This is a genomic window from Enterobacter sp. JH25 (genome assembly GCF_021725435.1).
Taxonomy (GTDB): Bacteria; Pseudomonadota; Gammaproteobacteria; order Enterobacterales; family Enterobacteriaceae; genus Enterobacter; species Enterobacter intestinihominis.
Map to the genome: position 1 here is coordinate 1,157,266 of NZ_CP091319.1, position 21,195 is coordinate 1,178,460.

The 21,195-nt window shown below is 52.6% G+C and carries 15 protein-coding genes and 3 pseudogenes; 15 read left to right on the forward strand and 3 right to left on the reverse strand.

What is annotated here, in order from left to right; translation table 11 throughout:
• Positions 1 to 11 precede the first annotated feature (11 nt).
• The 9 genes and pseudogenes from L2Y28_RS05465 to L2Y28_RS05505 all read left to right on the forward strand — a co-directional run bounded on the left by L2Y28_RS05465 (position 12) and on the right by L2Y28_RS05505 (position 11,957).
• Positions 12 to 4,208, forward strand: a complete 4,197-nt coding sequence (locus L2Y28_RS05465; protein WP_022647341.1) for an RHS repeat-associated core domain-containing protein — start codon at positions 12 to 14, stop codon at positions 4,206 to 4,208.
• A gap of 7 nt (positions 4,209 to 4,215) precedes the next feature.
• On the forward strand, positions 4,216 to 4,659 hold the full coding sequence (locus tag L2Y28_RS05470) for an SMI1/KNR4 family protein (RefSeq protein WP_032621640.1): 444 nt from the start codon (positions 4,216 to 4,218) through the stop codon (positions 4,657 to 4,659).
• A 613-nt stretch (positions 4,660 to 5,272) separates the two neighbouring features.
• Positions 5,273 to 5,779, forward strand: a complete 507-nt coding sequence (locus L2Y28_RS05475) for a hypothetical protein (RefSeq protein WP_022647344.1) — start codon at positions 5,273 to 5,275, stop codon at positions 5,777 to 5,779.
• Positions 5,780 to 5,964: 185 nt separating this feature from the next.
• Positions 5,965 to 6,531, forward strand: coding sequence for a hypothetical protein (locus tag L2Y28_RS05480; RefSeq protein WP_022647345.1), 567 nt, complete (start codon positions 5,965 to 5,967; stop codon positions 6,529 to 6,531).
• A gap of 588 nt (positions 6,532 to 7,119) precedes the next feature.
• A complete protein-coding gene (locus tag L2Y28_RS05485; protein WP_126494005.1) occupies positions 7,120 to 7,722 on the forward strand; it encodes a hypothetical protein in 603 nt (200 codons plus the stop codon).
• A 478-nt stretch (positions 7,723 to 8,200) separates the two neighbouring features.
• Positions 8,201 to 9,538 (forward strand): annotated as a pseudogene (locus tag L2Y28_RS05490) (RHS repeat-associated core domain-containing protein); the annotation flags it as partial.
• Between the two features lie 246 nt (positions 9,539 to 9,784).
• Positions 9,785 to 10,216 (forward strand): SMI1/KNR4 family protein, encoded by a 432-nt coding sequence (locus L2Y28_RS05495; RefSeq protein ID WP_022647349.1) that lies wholly within the window; start codon positions 9,785 to 9,787, stop codon positions 10,214 to 10,216.
• Positions 10,217 to 10,810: 594 nt separating this feature from the next.
• Positions 10,811 to 11,220 (forward strand): annotated as a pseudogene (locus L2Y28_RS05500) (SMI1/KNR4 family protein).
• Positions 11,221 to 11,576: 356 nt separating this feature from the next.
• Positions 11,577 to 11,957 (forward strand): annotated as a pseudogene (locus L2Y28_RS05505) (hypothetical protein).
• A gap of 144 nt (positions 11,958 to 12,101) precedes the next feature.
• Here the strand turns inward: L2Y28_RS05505 and L2Y28_RS05510 are convergent.
• A complete protein-coding gene (locus L2Y28_RS05510; protein WP_022647353.1) occupies positions 12,102 to 12,557 on the reverse strand; it encodes a hypothetical protein in 456 nt (151 codons plus the stop codon).
• Positions 12,558 to 13,260: 703 nt separating this feature from the next.
• Between L2Y28_RS05510 and cspA the strand changes: the two genes are divergently transcribed.
• Complete coding sequence (cspA, locus tag L2Y28_RS05515; RefSeq protein WP_022647355.1) at positions 13,261 to 13,473, forward strand: RNA chaperone/antiterminator CspA; 213 nt, start codon at positions 13,261 to 13,263, stop codon at positions 13,471 to 13,473.
• Between the two features lie 226 nt (positions 13,474 to 13,699).
• Here the strand turns inward: cspA and L2Y28_RS05520 are convergent, their stop codons facing one another.
• On the reverse strand, positions 13,700 to 14,596 hold the full coding sequence (locus L2Y28_RS05520; RefSeq protein ID WP_022647356.1) for a LysR family transcriptional regulator: 897 nt from the start codon (positions 14,594 to 14,596) through the stop codon (positions 13,700 to 13,702).
• Between the two features lie 105 nt (positions 14,597 to 14,701).
• Between L2Y28_RS05520 and budA the strand changes: the two genes are divergently transcribed.
• The 5 genes from budA to L2Y28_RS05545 all read left to right on the forward strand — a co-directional run bounded on the left by budA (position 14,702) and on the right by L2Y28_RS05545 (position 19,375).
• The gene (gene budA, locus L2Y28_RS05525; protein ID WP_087878362.1) at positions 14,702 to 15,481 is read left to right on the forward strand and encodes an acetolactate decarboxylase; all 780 of its coding nucleotides are present in this window, start codon (positions 14,702 to 14,704) and stop codon (positions 15,479 to 15,481) included.
• Positions 15,482 to 15,539: 58 nt separating this feature from the next.
• Positions 15,540 to 17,174, forward strand: a complete 1,635-nt coding sequence (gene alsS, locus L2Y28_RS05530) for an acetolactate synthase AlsS (protein ID WP_226860900.1) — start codon at positions 15,540 to 15,542, stop codon at positions 17,172 to 17,174.
• 20 nt (positions 17,175 to 17,194) lie between these two features.
• The gene (locus L2Y28_RS05535; protein ID WP_022647359.1) at positions 17,195 to 17,965 is read left to right on the forward strand and encodes a (S)-acetoin forming diacetyl reductase; all 771 of its coding nucleotides are present in this window, start codon (positions 17,195 to 17,197) and stop codon (positions 17,963 to 17,965) included.
• Positions 17,966 to 18,095: 130 nt separating this feature from the next.
• On the forward strand, positions 18,096 to 18,569 hold the full coding sequence (locus L2Y28_RS05540) for a cold-shock protein (RefSeq protein WP_022647360.1): 474 nt from the start codon (positions 18,096 to 18,098) through the stop codon (positions 18,567 to 18,569).
• A gap of 107 nt (positions 18,570 to 18,676) precedes the next feature.
• The gene (locus L2Y28_RS05545; protein WP_022647361.1) at positions 18,677 to 19,375 is read left to right on the forward strand and encodes a GNAT family N-acetyltransferase; all 699 of its coding nucleotides are present in this window, start codon (positions 18,677 to 18,679) and stop codon (positions 19,373 to 19,375) included.
• Between the two features lie 150 nt (positions 19,376 to 19,525).
• Here L2Y28_RS05545 and betA read toward each other — a convergent pair whose 3' ends face one another.
• Positions 19,526 to 21,190: a choline dehydrogenase gene (gene betA, locus L2Y28_RS05550; protein WP_022647362.1), complete on the reverse strand. Its 1,665-nt coding sequence runs from the start codon at positions 21,188 to 21,190 to the stop codon at positions 19,526 to 19,528.
• Positions 21,191 to 21,195 lie beyond the last annotated feature (5 nt).

The window sequence follows — 21,195 nt, forward strand, 5'->3', positions numbered from 1 at the left end:
GGACCGTTGTTATGTTTGAAGCAGCACGCGTTGGTGATGATATCGGCCACTCCGGTGCGCTGGCCGGGATGATTGCCGGAACGATTGTCGGCGGCCTGATTGCCGCAGCCGGGGGCATTCTGGCGGGGGCCATGTTTATTGCCGGTCTCGGCGCATCCTGTCTTGGCGTGGGCGTCCTGCTCGTCGGCGCCAGCCTGGCCGTGGGATATTACACCGGGGAGCTGGCGACTGCCGCCAGGGACAGCATCGCCGACGCCGGGGCATCCAGCATGACGAAGAAAGGCGTCATCACCTCCGGCTCGCCCAACGTGTTTATCAACGGTAAACCCGCCGCGCTTGCCACCGATAGCACCGTCGACTGTTCTGACGACGGCTCGCAGCAGATGGCCGAAGGCTCTAAGCGAGTCTCCATTAACAGCCAGCCTGCGTCACGCATCGGGGATCGCACCACCTGCGACGCGAAGGTGATGACCGGTTCTGACAACGTCATTATCGGCGGCGATCCGCAGCAAACCCTCCCCATTCAGTCTGAAGTGCCCGAGTGGCTCTACAAGGTCTCCGATCTTACCCTGCTGTTCGCCGGGCTTCTCGGCGGCTGGGGCGGCGCCGCTGGCAAAGTCGGGGCGCTCTCTAAGCTGCTGGGCAAAATCCCCGGCATCAACAAGCTGGCCCGTATCGCCTGTCGCGCCGGCACGCTGATGACCGGCGTGGCGGCCGCGGGGATCATCGCCCGCCCGGTGGATATCGTCAGCGGACAGAAGTTTCTCAGCGGGGATGATGAGCTGGACTTCGTCCTGCCTTCCCGTCTTCCGGTGCGCTGGCAGCGCTACTGGCGCAGCGGCAATCCCGGCGACAGCGTGTTGGGCCGCGGATGGAGCCTGTTCTGGGAAAGCCGCCTGGAGCCTTATCAGGACGGCCTGGTGTGGCGCGCACCGTCCGGCGATTACGTCGCCTTCCCGAAGGTCCCGAAAGGGATGCGCTCCTACTGCGAAAGCGAAAAAAACTGGCTTGAACATCACCAGGACGACAGCTGGTCGGTGTATGACGTCAGCGGCGAGCGCTGGCACTATGCGCCGCTGCGGGATGATGCCCCGTCGCTGCTCCAGCGCCTCTCCGAACCCTGCGGCAACGATATCCTCTTTGAGTGGAATGCGGCTAATACCCTGCATGCCCTGACCGACAGCGCGGGCCAGCGCGTGGTCTGCCGCTACGACCGCGACAGGCTCGTTGGCGCCTGGCTGGATGACGAGATCTGCCTGGTCAGTTACGCTTATGATGAACAGCGCCAGCTGGTCTCCGTGACCGGCCGGGGCGGTAGCGTGCGCCGACGCTTCAGCTGGCAGGACGGGCTGATGAGCGCTCATGAGGACGCCAACGGCCTGCTGAGCGAATACCGCTGGCGGGAGATTGACGGCCTGCCGCGCGTGGTCGGCTTCCGCCATAGCGGCGGCGAACAGCTGACGTTCGAATACGATTTTGAGAACGGCACCCGCCGCGCGACCCGCGAAGACGGCGCGCAGGCGCACTGGCTGGTGGATGACGACGACAACATCGCGCGCTTCACGGATTACGACGGTCGCCAGACGACGTTTGTCTACCGCGACGGCGAGCTCTGCCACGTCATTCTGCCGGGCGGGGCGATGCGCCGCAGCACGTGGGACAAATACGGCCGCATGACCAGCGAGACGGACCCGACGGGCCGCCGCACGGAGTATCACTGGCATCGCCTGACCGACCGCATCACCCGCACGGTTTACCCGGACGGTACCTCATCGCAGGCCATGTACGACCTTCGCGGTCGCCTGCTGTCGGAGACGGATCCGGCCGGTAGCACCACCGCGTATCGCTATCCCGATGATGAAGAATTCCTCCCGGAGAGCATCACCGACGCCATCGGCGGCGTGGTGCGCCTGGTCTGGAACCACCAGGGGCTGCTGACGCAGCGCACCGACTGCTCCGGCAGCGTCACCCGCTTCACCTACGACCGCTTCGGGCAGCTGATTGCCAGCGAAGATGCAGAAGGGAATATCACGCGGCGGGAGTGGAGCCGTGCCGGGCTGCTCAGCGCCGTGATCCATCCGGACGGTAGCCGCGAGTCGCTGGTGTGGAACGAACGCGGCCAGCTCACGGGCTGGCGCGACCCGCTGGAAAGCGAGGTGAGCTGGGCCTATAACGCGCTCGGCCTCCCGGTCAGCCTCACCGACCGTATTGGCCGCGTGCGCCAGTGGCGCTACGACCCGCGCGGTAACCTGCTGCGACTCGATAACGGCAACGGGGCGGAATACCGCTTCACCTATGACGCCGTGGGCCGCCCGCTCAGCGAAACGCGCCCGGACGAGACCGTGCGCCATATGGAATGGGACGCGCGAGGGTTCCTCTGCGCGCTCGAAGAAAACGGCCGGCCTGCCGCCGACGGCGGTATCGCCCGTCGCGTCCAGCAGTTCAGCTATGACGACAGCGGGCTGCTGATCGGGCGCACTCAGCGCCACGCGGAGTACCGCTACTACCGCGACCTGAGCGGCCAGATTACCCGCATTCGCCGCACGCCGACGGCCGAAGGCGTTGCCCTGGGTATCGAAAGCGATGAGATCGCTTACCGCCACGACGCCGCCGGGCGCGTGCTGAGCGAGTCCGGCATTAACGGCGCGGTGGGCTACGAATGGGATGCCCTGAGCAACCTGACCGGCCTGACGCTGCCCGGCGGGCAAAAGCTGGCCTGGCTGCACTACGGCTCCGGCCACGTCAGCGCCATCCGCTTCGGGCAGCAGCTGGTGACCGAGTTCACCCGCGACCGCCTGCACCGTGAGGTACGCCGCACTCAGGGCGCGCGCGAGCAGCTCCGCCAGTATGATAGCCTCGGCAGACGCACCCTGCAGCGCAGCGAGCTAAGCACGGACGTGACCCTGCCGGAGCAGGCGCTACTGGAACGCCTGTATCGTTACACCGCACGCGGCGAGCTTTCCGGCGTCAGCGACACCCTGCGCGGTGAGGTGGATTACGGCTACGACGCCGAAGGGCGTCTGCTGAAGCACTACGAGGCCCGACAGGGACACAGCCGCGCGCAGTTCAGCTACGACGCCGCGGATAACCTCGCCGCCAGTGACGCTGCGGCACCGGTCACGGATAACCGCCTGCAGCACTGGCAGGCGCTGTTTATGAAATACGACCACTGGGGCAACCTGGTCAGCCGCCGCAACGGGCTGTATGAGCAGCATTACGCGTATGACGCCGAGAACCGTCTGGTGTCCGCCCGGGGAACCGGGCCGGAAGGACGGTTTGAGGCGCGCTATCACTACGACGCGCTGGGCCGCCGCACGCGCAAAATCGTCACCACGACGCACGGCACCACCAACACCCGCTTCCTGTGGCAGGGCTACCGCCTGTTGCAGGAGCAGCAGCAAACCGGGCTGTGCAGTACGTATATTTATGACCCGAATGAAGCCTGGAGCCCGCTGGCGCGGGTGGATCACCTTCGTGACCAGAGCAACGGTGAGATTTACTGGTTCAACACCGATCTGAACGGCGCGCCGCTGGAGGTGACCGACGAGCGCGGCGCGGTGCGCTGGAGCGGCCAGTACGGCAGCTTTGGCGAAGTGCGCCATCAGAGCGAAGGGTTCTCACGGGTTGTGAATCGCACGGCGATGGCACACCAGCCGCTGCGCTATGCCGGGCAGTACGCTGACGGTGAAACGGGGCTGCACTATAACCTGTTCCGCTACTACGACCCGCAGGTCGGGCGGTTTATTGTGCAGGATCCGATTGGGTTCAATGGTGGAAACTTAAATTTATATAATTATGCCCCTAACCCTCTGTTATGGATAGACCCTATGGGTCTGGCATTGAGCGGCGTTGACTTTAGTGGAAGCCCATCACTTTATCCTGTTACTGGGACGCAACGAAATATCGTTGAAATTACCCTTCAAGGATCAAGGGGGCGGGATTTCACAGAAGCCTACAAACTTGCAGGCATAAGTGAAGCTGATGCAAGCGAATATACATGGCATCACCTTGATGATTTTGATCCAAAAACGGGTAAGTCAACTATGCAGTTGGTCACGACTGAGGCGCACAAAGCATCTTTCCCGCATAAGGGATCTGTATCTCAGTTCGAAAAACATTTTGGAGTGAAGTATGGCTCTCCTGAAGCTATAAAAATATCTCATAGTAAAGGATGGCTGAGAGGTCGTATTCCTAAACATTGTCAATAGGAGAGAAATGATGATTAAACTTATAGACTCTTCCCCTGCTGTATCTGCTGATGAGCTGGGCAAGATCGAAGTTTCGCTGGGCGTAACTTTTCCTAATGCCTTAAAGTCTATATGGCTTATAAGTAATGGTGGCATACTGGACGAAGGTCGTCGTGTTTATCAAAGCGAACACTACGAGAATGATATAAAATATTTCCTACCTATATTACATACTAAAAAATCGGGCATATTAACTGTTGATGATTACTATAAGGATTTAGTAGTTAACAAAAAAATTCTTGCAGAAAATTTTATACCATTCGCAATTGATGGAGGTGGGTTCCCCTATTGTGTTGGGGTAAATGATGGTGCAGTATATTTTTGTGATTTGGAAAATCAGGAGGAGATCTATCTTGAGCCAAATTTTGAAAGTTTTATTGGAAAAATAATTCCTGAAGATGAAGCATGGTGATACAGGTTCTTACCCTCGTAAGAGGGGGGCTTTGTTGATCACTACTTTTTACAGGGGGCTTCATTGATGTAATGATGAAGTGCCCAATTATTTCATTAATAACATATTTCCTTTTCTGCTATACACCGATCTGTCAGTTTATTGTGCAGGCTTCGAGAGTGTTAAAGGGAGGGTTAAACTTATACTCAAATGTTCCCAACCAACTTACCTGGATAAATTTATTAGGGTTAATGCAATGGGCATGGAACCCAAATGGAATGGGATACCATTTAATGCCACGAAACATAGCCAACAGCATTGGACCAACCGATCTTGGTACTATGAAAAATATGCCAACGTTTTTCCCGGATCCTTATAGCGCTGGAATGCATGAAGAACTATATAGAGCTATTAAAAATGGTACTGGAAAAAATCAAGGGCCGTGGCAAGGATCCGCGGACGATCTATTAAATGTGACTAGCCGTAATTTAGATTCCGTTTCACATATAACAAACGATTTAAGGTTTCCTTCGACGGCTGGAATCTTAGTCAAAATGTCACTCCTAAAGAAGCAGATTCAGAATTGCTTGCGTTGTTCATATTGAAGAAACAGGTAAGGCATCAGGAGGTAGGTGTGGTTAAAACAATTGACATTGATGTGGATTTTAACGGGATAATAATTTTCGATTATCCAGGAATACTGGCCCCATTTGGTGGGAAGATAGAGGATGGAGATAACATTCTCCAGGAATTCACCACCACAGACAAAGGGGATCTTGTTCTTAATGAAGGTATTGCCTTACCTATCATGGGCCTTGATGATGGTGGCTATGTTGTTAGGCTTTTTTTAAATGAATTTCCCGACAATAAAGACAGGGAAGTCATATTCACAGATAAATATTTCTATCTTAATGTAACTGGTGATTTATACGTTGCTGATATGGCAGTGTTTTGGGAGTGGGAAGATTATACTGGTTGGATTAACACTGATGTTCCTAAAGGAATATATAGAGTGAGCCTTGAAGGGGTTCATTTATTAAAGGGGGAAGAGACTGTTTACTGCTATGATTTAATTTTTGAAAAAACGAATCAACTTGGTATAAGAGATGTTGAACCACGCTCAGACTCCAGGATTTATTAAATCTATTAGCCTGCAAAGAAAGTAAAATTTTCCGGCTTTTGTTAGTTTTTTTTAATCATGCCTGAAGAGACGTACATTGTAGTTAATCATAAATGTGACTTAAAAATGCTAAGAATTTGTTTGCTGAAATGGTTATGGGAATTAGGAAAGAGAGAATGTACTTTTTATGGGAGCGAGTTTAAGAAATGATTAAATGTAATCTAATCTCTAAAATAAGTATCTTTTCTGATGGTAATGACATTGGGCGGATTGGTGGAAATATCCCTAAATTCTTTTTAGATAAACTAGATATTGTTCGGGGTTATAAGTTTTATTTGACAGTTCAGAATCCTGATGATGGACATGAGTATATTACGATACTTACTCCAGGCGAATATGATGACATAATTGATAATAATATCTATCCTAATTGTTCAGTAAAAGTTTTCACACATACTTTTTCTGATGAAAGCAATAATGATGCATTTACGATAAAACACATTAACAAGGCAGTTATTGTTGGGTATGATAAGGTTGAAAGTGAAGAGTTTGATTTTATCACTAAAACCGAAGAAGCAAGGTTAATACAATCTGAAAATTATTATTTTGATGCTTTGCAAAAGGGTGGTTATAAATTTTTCATGCAGATAGATGAAGACTATTATCCTGATGCATTGCTTGATGGTGATTACATCTTTGGTTACGGTGCTTTGTATTTGTATAAAAACATATCTGGCGGGAATATCATAGCTGGTTTTTGGCAGTACTCATAAAGACAAGTGATTAATCAAGGCCGGATTAATATCGATTATTTTCGGCTTATCAAATACAGATGATATTTTTTATTCAGAATACACTTTTTTTCTTAATTTTTTAAATGGCTTTTATATAATTCTTTCTAAGTGAATATGGTATTAATATCAGGCTTCAGGAAAATATATATTTGTATAATTTAATAATAATTGCTCACCTCTATTTAAAACACTATCTCCGCCAAAGTGTTAATATTTTAAGATGCTTAGTTTCAACTGGTTAATTTTGTAATTCGATAAACACGACGGGATATCGTTGACATGAATGTAAAGGCACGAGAAACAAAATATGGTATGATTTACGGTCGTGATGCTTTAATAATATCTAGCGCTGAGTTAAAATTTTATCCCTTTAGCTTTTTGGTAAAAGCTTCTTTAGGTTTATCTGCTACCAGGTAGGCGTAATCCTAATTAGAAAAATCATTGGTTTGAGCATCCCGACGGCCACCCGGATGCCAGTCAAACTGGTATGTCTGAGCATCATTCTAATGGTCATGTGCATGTGATTAACCCTAAAGGTAATGAGGTGATTTTTACATGGTAAATTATATGCCTGAGCAATTAATTAAATTTCCTATTTCCGAATGGATAGTTCGATCAGGTCATTTTAAAACTGATTTATCATCGGAGGCTTATTGTATTTGCTATCAATATAATATAGATAGTAATGGATATGGTCCTTATGATTTTTTAACTGAAAAATCGAAGGGGCTTTTGTCCTCTTTATTTACAAATCTTATGTGTTTTAATAAAGAGGGACAAAGTCTTGATGCTTGCTCAGCCATAAGTAGAAATGGGCTTTATTTTTATGGCAACAATAATGAACAAGTGAATAAACAACTGGAGGAGTATCGCAAGATGCTTCTGAAAAATAAGTTAAGAACTAATAAAGGATTGCCTGAAGAGATTTTACCTGACAAACCTGAACTACTTAATCTTTATGATGATTATGGTGGAGTTGATGTAAGTGTAATAAATTCTTTAATAAAGGAAGGTTACCAATTTCTTTTTTACTGGTTTTTTACTCCTGTCGCTGGAGGGAGTGTAATTGTTTTTGATGGTAACATATGGGATAAAGCCGTTGAATATTGCAAAGAAAATGGAATTGGTTTCCAAGAGTTTGATTCAGTTGATAATCTGAAAGAATGGTAAGGTTGTTTTTTATAAATTAGTTAACTTATTAATAAAAAGGACTGGAAAGAACTTTTTATCTTTCCGGCTTTTTTATTATTCTAATTTTGGGGAAGTGCTACATAGGCGTACACTTAGTCCCTTTGTCCATATGTCTAGCCAGATAATGTTACTTGGATAGCTCCTACACAACATAATTATCCGCCATCAGAAAAATATAGCTGTTCGAAATATTCATGGCGACGCTGCGCCCGGTCTCAAATCCCTTCTCTGCGAGTCAGTTGCTCATGAAGGGGCAAGTTGGGCTTGCGTGTATGTCCGGCAGAGATTTAGGTTTACGGTTGGAATAGGTAATGCCGACAAAGTTGACCTTAAAAAGCAGGATACTATGAGTAAGTTTTTTCTATTTAACCTACTTATTAGAAAGTAACATAAGTATCGTGCAGATAGCTTAATTTATCAGGGTGTGGCGGTAGCATGATTGTCTTATGCAAACCGCTACTTCCGCGACCTGAGCGGCCAGATTACCCGCATCCGCCGCACGCCGACGGCCGAAGGCGTTGCCCTGGGTATCGAAAGCGATGAGATCGCTTACCGCCACGACGCCGCCGGACGCGTGCTGAGCGAGTCCGGCATTAACGGCGCGGTGGGCTACGAATGGGATGCCCTGAGCAACCTGACCGGCCTGACGCTGCCCGGCGAGCAAAAGCTGGCCTGGCTGCACTACGGCTCCGGCCACGTCAGCGCCATCCGCTTCGGGCAGCAGCTGGTGACCGAGTTCACCCGCGACCGCCTGCACCGCGAGGTGCGCCGCACCCAGGGCCCGCGCGAGCAGCTCCGTCAGTATGACAGCCTCGGCAGACGCACCCAGCAGCGCAGCGAACTGAGCACGGACGTGACCCTGCCGGAGCAGGCGCTACTGGAACGCCTGTACCGCTACACCGTGCGCGGTGAGCTTTCCGGCGTCAGCGACACCCAGCGCGGTGAGGTGGACTACGGCTACGTCGCCGAAGGGCGTCTGCTGAAGCACTACGAGGCCCGACAGGGACACAGCCGCGCGCAGTTCAGCTATGACGCCGCGGATAACCTCGCCGCCAGTGACGATGCGGTACCGGTTACGGATAACCGCCTCCAGCACTGGCAGGCGCTGTTTATGAAATACGACCACTGGGGCAACCTGGTCAGCCGCCGCATCGGGCTGTACGAGCAGCATTATGCGTATGACGCCGAGAACCGGCTGGTGTCCGCCCGGGGAACCGGGCCGGAAGGGCGGTTTGAGGCGCGCTATCACTACGACGCGCTGGGCCGCCGTACGCGCAAAATCGTCACCACGACGCACGGCACCACCGACACCCGCTTCCTGTGGCAGGGCTACCGCCTGTTGCAGGAGCAGCAGGAGAGCGGGCTGCGCAGCACCTATGTATACGACCCGAATGAAGCCTGGAGCCCGCTGGCACGGGTGGATCACCTTCGTGACCAGAGCAGCGGTGAGATTTACTGGTTCAATACCGATCTGAACGGCGCGCTGCTGGAAGTGACCGACGAGCGCGGCGCGGTGCGCTGGAGCGGCCAGTACGGCAGCTTTGGCGAAGTGCGCCATCAGAGCGAAGGGTTCTCACGGGTTGTGAATCGCACGGCGATGGCACACCAGCCGCTGCGCTATGCCGGGCAGTACGCTGACGGTGAGACGGGACTGCACTATAACCTGTTCCGCTACTACGACCCGCAGGTCGGGCGGTTTATTGTGCAGGATCCGATTGGGCTGAATGGCGGGTGGAACCTTTATCAGTATGCGCCGAATCCGTTGGGGTGGATTGATCCGCTGGGTCTTTCTAGCTGTACTACTAAATTTAAATCGAGAAATGCAGCCTTTAGGGCAGCGAAAATTGATGCCGGAATACCAGTGAGCCAGCAACCATCAAAAGTTGAGCTAGTACTTTAAAAGATCGAAGCGGGAAATCTGTTTTAGGAGAAGATCATTTACTTTTAAAGACATGAGAACACACTTTCTAGTGTTCAAACGGTGAATCCATTGTAATCCAGAAATATTCCAATATCGGACAAATAGAGCGAGTGATTTCCTATGAACAGAGAAGAATTAGTAGAGCTTTTTGATAAATATTCTGATTTAATTAACATGGGAACGTCTGAATATTCTCCAGGAAGTGACTGGATCGATGCTGCCGAAAAAGCATTATCAGTGACTTTTCCTGCTAGCTATAAGTGGTTTTTAAACAATTACGGTGGCGGAGATATCTGTGGTGAGGAAATATATAGTATTTACGGCCTGCCTTTTGATGAGGCAGTAGGTGGAGATGTAGTATATCAAAATACTATAGCAAATGATAATTTAAAAAATGGAAGAGTTGTTGTATCGAATACGGATTTTGGCGAAGAGTTCTTTTTTGATGCAAATGAAATGGAAAAAATATATGTATCATTAGGGGAGAATATTCAACCTTATGCTGATAATTTTATAGAGTATCTCAAGAAACGGTTGCTTGCTTACGTTTAATAACTGTATTTTAGTTATTCGAACAAAACGCCGGGAAATGTTTATAATTTTCCGACTTGTTTTACCTATTAAGTTGAATGTTACTGCTGCGACCCGCAGGTAGTGCGGTTTATTTTTCAGGATCCGATTGGGTTGAATGGCGGGTGGAACCTTTATCAGTAAGCGCCTAATCCGTTGGGGTGGATTGATCCGTAAGGTCTTACCGTTTATCCAATCGCCAAGCTTAGTGAGTATGGATACAGTGGTATTGTTCAAACCCCTACTGGCGGGCTGGATTATTCGGGAAGTAATGTCTTGTATAATAAAGCTGGCATTAATCTTGTTATCTCTATTGAATATACCACAGATTATTTGCAAGATTCCCATGCTGCAAATATTGAGGCCGGATTGAATCAAAAACGACGCCAAGTGGTTATTTCTGGAACCATCTTGATGATTAGAATCCTGAAACTAACAAAGGGACTATGCAATTGGTTAAACAAAGTGCTCATCAGGAAATTTCGATACTGGTGGCGTTAGTCAGTACAAGGCTGCCACTGGAAATGCCTATACTAATCTAGCTAGAAACCGTGCCCGCAGATCCGTTGGAGGAAAATGCTAAAGTATCTTACTGATTCAGCAAATAAACTGACTTTAGACGAAATAAACGCATTCAATGCGTACTTTGATCATCATCTTCCCGCGTCATTTCTTGATTTTTATCTTAAAAATAATGGCGGGTATCTTCATAATAATGAAAATAGTAAACCTTTTATGCTTGGTGGTTTTAACCCTATAAAATATGGTGACCTGCCGATTGAGCAACTCAATCGTGATCTTGTTGCGTCGTTTGGCGAGTTGAGAAATATGGTTCCCTTTGCCTATGATGACGGCGGGAACTATTTCTATTATCCCTCAAATCTAATGATTCATTAGGAAAGATATTTCTTTTTCAGATGGACGATAAAGAGGTTAAGTTGGTCGCTGATTCGTTCTCAGAATTTATACAAGAATTGCTTACTTGAAAATCCAGAGGAAGTTTACAAGATTCTCAACAGTGAAGTTGTTCATGTTCAAAGGTAAGATTGAGTATCAGACAAAGATGATTAACATTAGTCATTTATTAAAAATTGAAGGGCTTATAATCCGGCATGTGCTGGATTTATTAAGACTGTTTGGTAACCATTAAATTTATTATTTATGCAAATATGGAGCGAAAGCATAAAGTTCAGCTTAGATATAAATGAATGTTAACATCCGGGGACTTGCACATTATAATATGCCTTCTGTGCCTGAATACAATTGGGAAGCTATAGCATTTTGATGTTTAATGGATTTGATTATATAGATTCGGATTGATGACGAAAGGAGAAAGGGCTAAATGCTACGATTGATGGGAGACGGCTACGAACCTTATGTTGATAAGTTAGATGATAGACTAATCTATTCATTACCTGTCGAGTCGGGATTCCTCAGCTTTAATCTCGAGTTTGTTATTTGTTAGGTCGATTTGGATGTCTTGTTGTCCGTTCATTACCGGCGAGCCGTTCTCGAAGTGACGGCACATACCTTGCTCCAGCGTTCAACGCTGAAGGGGCATGACCGCATAACTCAACATAACTTTGATGAGCTTGTTTTTAATACTCTTCATACAACGCAAGAGCAGCTTCAGGAATTTATTTCAAAATTTAATCGAGAGTACCGTATTTTGATTGAGCATTATGTGAACGAAATAGTAATCCAACGTACTGCCAGGGGCTAATTATTTTAATAAGAAGAGTGTTTTTCTATTCAGTTATCAAACTTTTTCCCGGCTCCTGACCTTATAATTTTCAAAAGTAATGAATCATTTCAGCGCCGAAACTCTGTTTCGCCCCCATCAGCATTTCGGTACCCATCATCCGCCTCAGTGCGCCGAAATATACGGCTCCTTCACAAACTCCGCCAACAGCCAAACCATATCATGCAGCAATCCGGTGAGTTCTTTCGCCACGCTCGCAGGCAGTGTCCCGCCCATCACCGCCAGCGTTAATGCCACGGCATAATCCACCTGCAACACCGTTTCCTGCCAGCAGTCCGGCACGCAGGAAGTAATCTTTTCACCTGCAATCAATTGCTCAACCAGATACGACGGAAGCTCTGAGTCACAGCACTCACGCAGCCGCTTCAGCGCGGCCAGCAATCGCTTGCAGAGCGTGGTAAACGTCACTGTGTCGTCAGTTTCCACCAGCACGCTGACATACGCGGCGCAGGTATCAGCCAGCTCGAAAAGATTCGCAAAATCGGAAATTGAAGCGTTGATGAGCTGATGAACAGCGCTTTCTTCAGAGAGCGAATAAGAAAAGTTAGGTGTAGTAGCCATTTAGCATCCTCGTCGTGCAGAAAAGTGTCATGTTATGCTAACGGGTTCCTACGCCCGGTTACGGATGTGCCGCAACGCAGGCACTTTACGACCGTGAAGAAGGGATGAAAAGGGATAACCCTGAATTACATAAGGTTGCTTGCAGGTTTGCGAGGCGGCTTCCAGAAGGGGATTGCCGCGTGGCGGCTACGCCCGACCCGGCCTCCAAAACCACCGCGATACGACCCGTAGGCCCGCGCAAGCGCAGCGCCCCCGGGCACAGTTTGCACTGCGGTTACGTCTTACGCAGACCTTTTCATTTTGAGCATCCCTTCTAATGATGTCTGCGTCGCGCGGGAGGATTTTCCCGCCTGTGAACAAAACACCCCAAACTCCCGGCACAGTGAAAGCGTAGACATTTTGTAGTACATGGTAGACCTCAAGCCAGAACGATGTCTGGCACCGCGACCAGCCATCCGGGCGTTTAAATGGTTAAAATAAATAATAATAATCATTGCGCAATAAATTTCGCTGTGTCTTAATAGCGTCATCGGTTTGGAATACAGACCTTATGAAAGCAGTTTTAGTAAAGCAGTCCTCAGTTCAGGTGTTATCAGTAGATACTCCTTCTTCGTGAGCCTCCTCCTAAGTGCCAAATAAGTAACTCTCGAAATACAGGCCATCATCGCCGCGCTTAAGTGGCTCATAAATTAAGGATTTATCTATGTCTAATAAAATGACTGGTTTAGTAAAATGGTTCAACGCAGATAAAGGTTTTGGCTTTATCACCCCTGACGACGGCAGCAAAGATGTATTCGTACATTTCTCTGCAATTCAGAGCGACAACTTCAAAACGCTTGATGAAGGTCAGAAAGTTTCCTTTACCATTGAGAATGGCGCAAAAGGTCCAGCAGCTGGAAACGTTTCTCCACTGTAACCCGCGCTAAATATCAGTGCGGCGTACGATAGCGATGAAGACAATAGTCCGAGCAGTTAAGCTGTACTGATAAAAATTAACCCGCACCTGTGCGGGTTTTTTATTTTTAAAGGGTAATGGTACTGAGTTTTATATGGCAGCCTGCCCATACTCCCTTCAAATTCAGCCTCAAAAACTGCTTCGCAATAAATTGAGCATCAATACAGTCCGCAGTTTCTGAAAAGGTTCATCCCTGCTCCCGTTCCCCCTCGCTCATCATCGCCAGAAACCGTTTCACCGTCCGTGAGCGTTCAAAGCGCCGCCAGCAGAGCGCGATATCGGTATAAAGCTCCGGTGAGCTCAGCGCGTGGTAGGTGACATTCGGCGGAGAAATAGCGGCCATCGATTTCGGCACCAGCGCGAACCCGCCGCCAGCGGAGACCATGCTCAGAGAAGAGGAAAGTTGTGAAGATTGCAGCGTGTGTTGCATATCGAATCCGGCCCGCTCGCAGCTGCCGTAAACGCGGTCATACAGTCCCGGCGCGACCTCCTGGGGGAACAGCACCACCGGTGTATCCCGAAGCTGCTCTAACGCCAGCGAATCGCACGCAGCCAGAGGATGATCGCGATGCAACGCCACCACCATCGGCTCCCGGTCGAGGATTTTCAACTCGAACACCTTGCTGCTTTCGCACGGCAGGCGCACAAAGGCGATATCCAGTTCACCCTCCGCCAGCATTGTCGTCAGCGAAGACATATTGGCTTCCACCTGGTGAACCTGCACCGCCATGTTCTGCACCTGAAACTGACGAATCAGCGCGAAAATTTTGGGATGAAAGGCGTCGGAGCTGGTGATGCCAATCGACAGGCTGCCGTTCAGGCCGCGCGCGATGCCCCGGGCTTTCTCCAGCGCGGCGTCGCTCAGCGCCAGGATCTTACAGGCGTCCTCATAGAAGGCTTCTCCCGCCTCGGTCAGCTCCACGCCCCGCGTCAGGCGCCTGAACAGCGGTGTGCCCACTTCCTCCTCAAGCCGTTTAATCTGCTGGCTCAGTGGAGGCTGTGAAATACCCAGCGCTTTGGCCGCCCTGGTGAAGTGTCGCTCGCGTGCAACCGCGACAAAATAGCGCAGATAACGAAGTTCCATATCAAAAACGTCTCAAACCAGCATGGATTCTATATTGGAACTCTCTGCTGAATCGGGTCAACATTTATTTAACCTTTATAAATAAAGTTGAAGAGGACGGGCATGATGATGCATTCATCTGCATGCGACTGTGAGGCGAGTTTATGCGAGACCCTGCGTGGGTTCTTGGCTCAGCATACTGACAGCGTGATCTATCAGACATCGCTAATGAGCGCCCTGCTAAGCGGCGTCTACGAAGGGGAGACGACGATCGCCGACCTGCTGGCACACGGTGATTTTGGTCTCGGCACCTTTAACGAGCTGGACGGTGAAATGATTGCCTTCAGCAGCCAGGTGTACCAGCTGCGCGCCGACGGCAGCGCCCGCGCCGCTAAGCCGGAGCAAAAAACGCCGTTCGCGGTGATGACCTGGTTCCAGCCGCAGTACCGCAAAACCTTTAACGGTCCGGTCAGCCGTCAGCAGATCCACGACGTGATCGACCAGCAGATCCCCTCCGATAACCTGTTCTGCGCGCTGCGCATCGATGGCAACTTCCGCCATGCGCATACCCGCACCGTTCCGCGCCAGACGCCTCCGTACCGGGCGATGACCGACGTGCTGGACGACCAGCCGGTGTTCCGCTTTAACCAGCGCGAGGGCGTGCTGGTCGGGTTCCGCACCCCGCAGCATATGCAGGGCATCAACGTGGCGGGCTATCACGAGCACTTTATCACCGACGACCGTCAGGGCGGGGGACATCTGCTCGACTATCAGCTGGAGAGCGGCGTGCTCACCTTCGGCGAAATCCACAAGCTGATGATTGACCTGCCCGCCGACAGCGCGTTTTTACAGGCCAACCTGCACCCCAGCAACCTTGATGCGGCTATCCGCGCCGTCGAAAACTAACAGGAGAACTACCGTGAACAGTGAGAAACAGTCACGTCAGTGGGCGCACGGCGCCGATATGGTTGTCGGCCAGCTGGAAGCGCAGGGCGTGAAGCAGGTGTTCGGGATCCCGGGCGCGAAGATCGACAAGGTCTTTGACTCTCTGCTGGACTCCTCCATCGAGATTATCCCGGTGCGTCACGAGGCGAACGCGGCGTTTATGGCGGCAGCGGTAGGGCGGTTAACCGGCAAGGCCGGAGTCGCGCTGGTCACCTCCGGGCCGGGCTGCTCCAACCTGATCACCGGCATCGCCACCGCCAACAGCGAAGGCGACCCGGTCGTCGCGCTGGGCGGGGCGGTGAAGCGGGCGGATAAAGCCAAGCTGGTGCACCAGAGCATGGACACTGTCGCCATGTTCAGCCCGGTGACCAAATACGCCGTAGAAGTGAACTCCCCGGACGCGATTGCCGAGGTGGTGTCGAACGCGTTTCGCGCTGCCGAGCAGGGCAGGCCGGGCGGGGCGTTTGTCAGCCTGCCGCAGGATATTGTCGACCAGCCCACCACGGGGGCGATTTTACCCGCCAGCGGCCCGGCGCTGATGGGCCCGGCACCGGAGTCCGCCATTAACGACGTGGCGAAGCTTATCGAGAACGCCAAAAACCCGGTCATTTTACTCGGCCTGATGGCCAGCCAGCCCGCGAACAGCGCCGCGCTGCGCACGCTGCTGGAGAAAAGCCGCATTCCGGTCACCAGCACTTATCAGGCCGCCGGGGCGGTGAATCAGGAGCACTTCACCCGCTTCGCCGGACGCGTCGGCCTGTTCAACAACCAGGCCGGAGATCGGCTGCTGCATCTGGCGGATCTGATTATCTGCATCGGCTACAGCCCGGTGGAATACGAGCCGTCCATGTGGAATAGCGGCGACGCGACGCTGGTGCACATTGACGTGCTGCCCGCCTATGAGGAGCGCAAGTATGTTCCCGATCTGGAACTGGTCGGGGATATTGCCGCCACGCTGAATCTGCTTGCCAGCCGAATCGAGCACAAACTTGAACTCAGCCAGCGCGCCTCGGAAATTCTTGTCGATCGCCAGCATCAGCGTGACCTCCTCGACCGTCGCGGCGCATCGCTAAACCAGTTTGCCCTGCATCCGCTGCGCATCGTGCGCGCCATGCAGGACATCGTGAATAACGACGTAACGCTCACCGTCGACATGGGCAGCTTCCACATCTGGATCGCCCGCTACCTCTACAGCTTCCGCGCGCGTCAGGTGATGATCTCCAACGGACAGCAGACCATGGGCGTGGCGCTGCCGTGGGCGATTGGCGCGTGGCTGGTCAACCCGGGGCGCAAGGTGGTGTCGGTCTCCGGGGACGGCGGATTTTTGCAGTCGAGCATGGAGCTGGAAACCGCCGTGCGCCTCAATGCCAACGTGCTGCACATCATCTGGGTGGATAACGCCTACAACATGGTGGCGATCCAGGAAGAGAAAAAATACCAGCGTCTCTCCGGCGTGGAGTTTGGCCCGGTCGATTTTAAAGCCTATGCCGACGCCTTCGGTGCGAAAGGCTTTGCCGTCGAGAGCGCCGACGCGCTCGAACCGACGCTGCGTGCCGCAATGGATGTCGATGGCCCGGCCGTGGTGGCCATTCCCGTCGACTACAGCGATAACCCGCTGCTGATGGGCCAGCTCCATCTCAGCCAGATTTTGTGAATCAATATAAGGACAGAGAAATGCAAAAAGTGGCTCTCGTAACCGGCTCCGGCCAGGGGATTGGCAAAGCGATCGCGCTTCGCCTGGTGAAGGACGGCTTTGCCGTCGCTATTGCGGATTACAACGAAGAGACGGCGAAAGCGGTCGCGGATGAGATCACCCGCAACGGCGGGAAAGCCGTCGCCGTGAAGGTGGACGTCTCTGACCGCGACCAGGTGTTTGCGGCGGTGGAAAAAGCCCGCACCGCGCTGGGCGGCTTCAACGTCATCGTCAACAACGCCGGGGTGGCGCCGTCCACGCCAATCGAATCCATCACGCCGGAAATTGTCGACAAGGTCTACAACATCAACGTGAAAGGGGTGATCTGGGGCATTCAGGCCGCGATTGACGCGTTCCGCAAAGAGGGGCACGGCGGTAAAATCATCAACGCCTGCTCCCAGGCGGGCCATACCGGCAACCCGGAACTGGCGGTGTACAGCTCCAGCAAGTTCGCGGTGCGTGGCTTAACCCAGACCGCCGCGCGGGATCTCGCGCCGCTGGGGATCACCGTTAACGCCTATTGCCCGGGCATCGTCAAAACGCCGATGTGGGCGGAGATCGACCGTCAGGTCTCCGAGGCGGCGGGTAAACCGCTCGGCTACGGAACGGAAACCTTTGCCAAACGCATCACGCTTGGCCGTTTGTCCGAACCGGAAGATGTGGCCGCCTGCGTCTCTTACCTCGCCGGACCAGACTCCGACTACATGACCGGTCAGTCGCTGCTGATTGATGGTGGGATGGTGTTCAACTAAATTCTAATAAGCTCTGACATGAACTTTCCCCTGCTCCCGTGCAGGGGCTTTTTTTTGTCTCCTCAGCCATTGTGCATTACACTGCGCGCTGCAAAACTTTAGTCTTAAGATCTGACAGGCGGTAACAGCGATGAACGGTACAATCACAACGTGGTTTAAAGATAAAGGCTTCGGATTTATCAAAGATGAAAACGGCGACAACCGCTATTTTCACGTGATTAAGGTCGCCAACCCTGATCTGATTAAGAAAGATGCGGCGGTGACCTTCGAACCCACCACAAACACCAAAGGCCTTTCCGCGTATGCGGTGAAGGTGATCCCGGAGAGCAAGCATCTTTATATCGCGGGCGAGCGCGTGAAGCTCACCTCGATCAAATCCTTCGTGGTGTTCAGCGAAGAAGAGCCCGTTGAGACCAAAATCGACAAAGAGAACGCGGTGCTGTCGGTGGGGCTACTGATGAACAGCATCAAGCCGAAAAGTGAGAAAAAACCGGGCGAGATGCGCACGGTGAAGAAGCTGGCGATCACCACCTTCCAGAACACGACGATGATCTTCACCGAAGATGAAATCGACATCGACGCGACGGTTAAGCTGCTGAAGTAATTTTATGCCGGGTGGCGGCTACGCGTTACCCGGCCTGCACGTTCTTCCTTTTCGACCGCTTTTTAACCTGCTATAACAAACTCCTTACCTTGCAGGGAGTCACCGCCGTGCCCGAAATCAATCAACATGGTCAAACCGTTAACGATATCGTCCCCGACTGGAAATGTGCCCGAGCGCTAACTCGCACGCCGCTAACCGGCCAGTATTGTCGTCTGGAACCGTTGGACGCAGAACGCCACGCGGCGGATCTGTTTGAAGCTTACGCACTGGGCGATGACAGCGACTGGACGTGGCTTGCCAGCACCCAGCCTGTGAGCGTTGAGGCTACTGCGCACTGGGTGCTCGGAAAGGTGCTGGATGACGACCTGGTGCCCTTTGCCGTTATCGATCTGCGCACCGAAAAGGCGGTAGGGCTGGTGAGCTATATAGCGATTGAACGCTTTCTGGGATCGGTGGAAATTGGCCACGTCACCTGGTCGCGCAAGATGAAAGGCACCCGCATTGGCACCGAAGCGGTGTGGCTACTGCTGAAAAACGCCTTTGAGCATAAATATCGTCGGCTGGAGTGGAAATGCGATTCGATGAACACCGCCTCACGCCGCGCGGCGGAGCGGCTGGGGTTCGTCTGGGAGGGACGTCTGCGCCAGAAGCTGGTGCGCAAAGGACGCAACCGCGACAGCGATATGCTTTCGATTATTGACGGCGAGTGGCCGCAAAGGGACACGGAGCTGCGCGCCTGGCTGGCAGCGGAGAATTTTGACGCGGAAGGGCGGCAGGTCAGGCGGTTAGAGGAATTTCGAAAATAATTTTCCCTCACCCTAACCCTCTCCCCGGAGGGGCGAGGGGATTGCTCAGTGCTCGCATTAATTTGTGGGGAACCCTCAGCCCAAAGGGAGAGGGGACGATTATACCCTCTCCCTTTGGGAGAGGGCCGGGGTGAGAGGAGAAGTTCGCACTCAGCGGCGAACCGGCGCCCCATCCGCCACATAATACGCCGCCGTGCTCTTCGCCAGCGGCTCGCGCCCGCGAATGGCGTCGGCAATCTTCTCACCAATCATGATGGTGGTGGCGTTCAGGTTGCCAGTGATAATTTGCGGCATAATCGACGCATCTACCACGCGTAACCCTTCCAGCCCGTGAACGCGGCCTTCACCGTCAACCACCGCCATCTCGTCATAGCCCATTTTGCAGGTGCCGCACGGATGGAACGCGGTTTCGGCATGGTTACGCACAAACTCGTCCAGCTGTTCGTCGGTCTGGCATTCGACGCCCGGGCTGATTTCGCGCCCACGGTATTTGTCCAGCGCCGGCTGGTGCATGATCTCACGGGTGATGCGGATCGCGTCGCGGAACTCCTGCCAGTCCTGCTCGTGGGACATATAGTTGAACAGGATCGCCGGATGCTGATGCGGGTCGCGGGACTTAATCCGTACGTGCCCGCGGCTCGGCGAGCGCATGGAGCCTACGTGGCACTGGAAACCGTGTTCTTTCACCGCGTTCGAGCCGTTGTAGTTAATCGCTACCGGCAGGAAGTGATACTGAATATTCGGCCACTCGAACTCCTCGCGGCTGCGGATAAACCCGCCCGCTTCGAAGTGGTTGCTCGCACCCACGCCGGTGCCGCCAAACAGCCACTCCGCGCCAATCTTCGGCTGATTCCACCACTGCAGGGCAGGGTAGAGGGAAACGGGCTCTTTGCATTCATACTGAAGGTACATCTCCAGGTGATCCTGCAAGTTTTCCCCCACGCCGGGTAAATCATGTACCAGCGGGATTTCAAACTGCTTCAGCAGTTCAGCGTTGCCCACGCCGGAGCGCTGGAGGATCTGCGGTGACGCAATAGCGCCCGCGCACAGCAGTACCTCTTTCTTCGCTGTCGCTTTTGACGGAATGGTGCTTTCGCCTTCCAGCCACTCGACGCCCACCGCGCGCTTGCCGTCAAAGATAATGTGATCGGTCATGGCGTGGGTGCGGATGGTCAGATTCGGGCGCGGTTTAGCCTGATCCAGATAGCCGCGCGCGGTGCTGGCGCGTCGGCCCTGCGGCGTGACCGTGCGATCCATCGGGCCAAAGCCTTCCTGCTGATAGCCGTTGAGATCGTCGGTGCGCGGGTAGCCCGCCTGCACGCCTGCCTCCACCATCGCTTCAAACAGCGGGTTCACGCCCGGCTTAGAGGTGGTGACGCTCACCGGACCGTCGCCGCCGTGGTAGTCGTTCGGCCCCACGTCGCGGGTCTCTGCCTTGCGGTAGTAGGGCAGGCAGTTGAGATAGCTCCAGTGCTCCAGACCCGGTTCTTTCGCCCAGTTGTCCAGATCCATTGCGTTGCCGCGCACGTAGCACATGCCGTTGATCAGCGACGAGCCGCCCAGCCCTTTTCCGCGTCCGCACTCCATGCGGCGGTTGTTCATGAAAGGCTCTGGCTCGGTTTCATACGCCCAGTTGTAGCGCTTGCCCTGCAACGGGAAGGCCAGCGCGGCAGGCATCTGGGTGCGGAAGTCAAAGCGGTAGTCCGGCCCGCCCGCCTCAAGCAGCAGGACGGTGGTGTTCGGATCTTCAGTCAGTCGTGTTGCCAGAACGTTGCCGGCAGAGCCGGCCCCGATAATGATGTAGTCAAATTGCAAATAAA

Excerpts from the sequence above, each read along its gene's own strand:
- alsS (WP_226860900.1), top strand. The coding sequence starts at position 15,540 with ATGGTTGTCGGCCAGCTGGAAGCGCAGGGCGTGAAGCAGGTGTTCGGG.
- L2Y28_RS05540 (WP_022647360.1), top strand. The coding sequence starts at position 18,096 with ATGAACGGTACAATCACAACGTGGTTTAAAGATAAAGGCTTCGGATTT.
- L2Y28_RS05470 (WP_032621640.1), top strand. The coding sequence starts at position 4,216 with ATGATGATTAAACTTATAGACTCTTCCCCTGCTGTATCTGCTGATGAG.
- L2Y28_RS05495 (WP_022647349.1), top strand. The coding sequence starts at position 9,785 with ATGAACAGAGAAGAATTAGTAGAGCTTTTTGATAAATATTCTGATTTA.
- L2Y28_RS05520 (WP_022647356.1), bottom strand. The coding sequence starts at position 14,596 with ATGGAACTTCGTTATCTGCGCTATTTTGTCGCGGTTGCACGCGAGCGA.
- L2Y28_RS05535 (WP_022647359.1), top strand. The coding sequence starts at position 17,195 with ATGCAAAAAGTGGCTCTCGTAACCGGCTCCGGCCAGGGGATTGGCAAA.
- L2Y28_RS05510 (WP_022647353.1), bottom strand. The coding sequence starts at position 12,557 with ATGGCTACTACACCTAACTTTTCTTATTCGCTCTCTGAAGAAAGCGCT.
- L2Y28_RS05485 (WP_126494005.1), top strand. The coding sequence starts at position 7,120 with ATGCCTGAGCAATTAATTAAATTTCCTATTTCCGAATGGATAGTTCGA.
- L2Y28_RS05465 (WP_022647341.1), top strand. The coding sequence starts at position 12 with ATGTTTGAAGCAGCACGCGTTGGTGATGATATCGGCCACTCCGGTGCG.
- L2Y28_RS05480 (WP_022647345.1), top strand. The coding sequence starts at position 5,965 with ATGATTAAATGTAATCTAATCTCTAAAATAAGTATCTTTTCTGATGGT.
- budA (WP_087878362.1), top strand. The coding sequence starts at position 14,702 with ATGATGCATTCATCTGCATGCGACTGTGAGGCGAGTTTATGCGAGACC.
- cspA (WP_022647355.1), top strand. The coding sequence starts at position 13,261 with ATGTCTAATAAAATGACTGGTTTAGTAAAATGGTTCAACGCAGATAAA.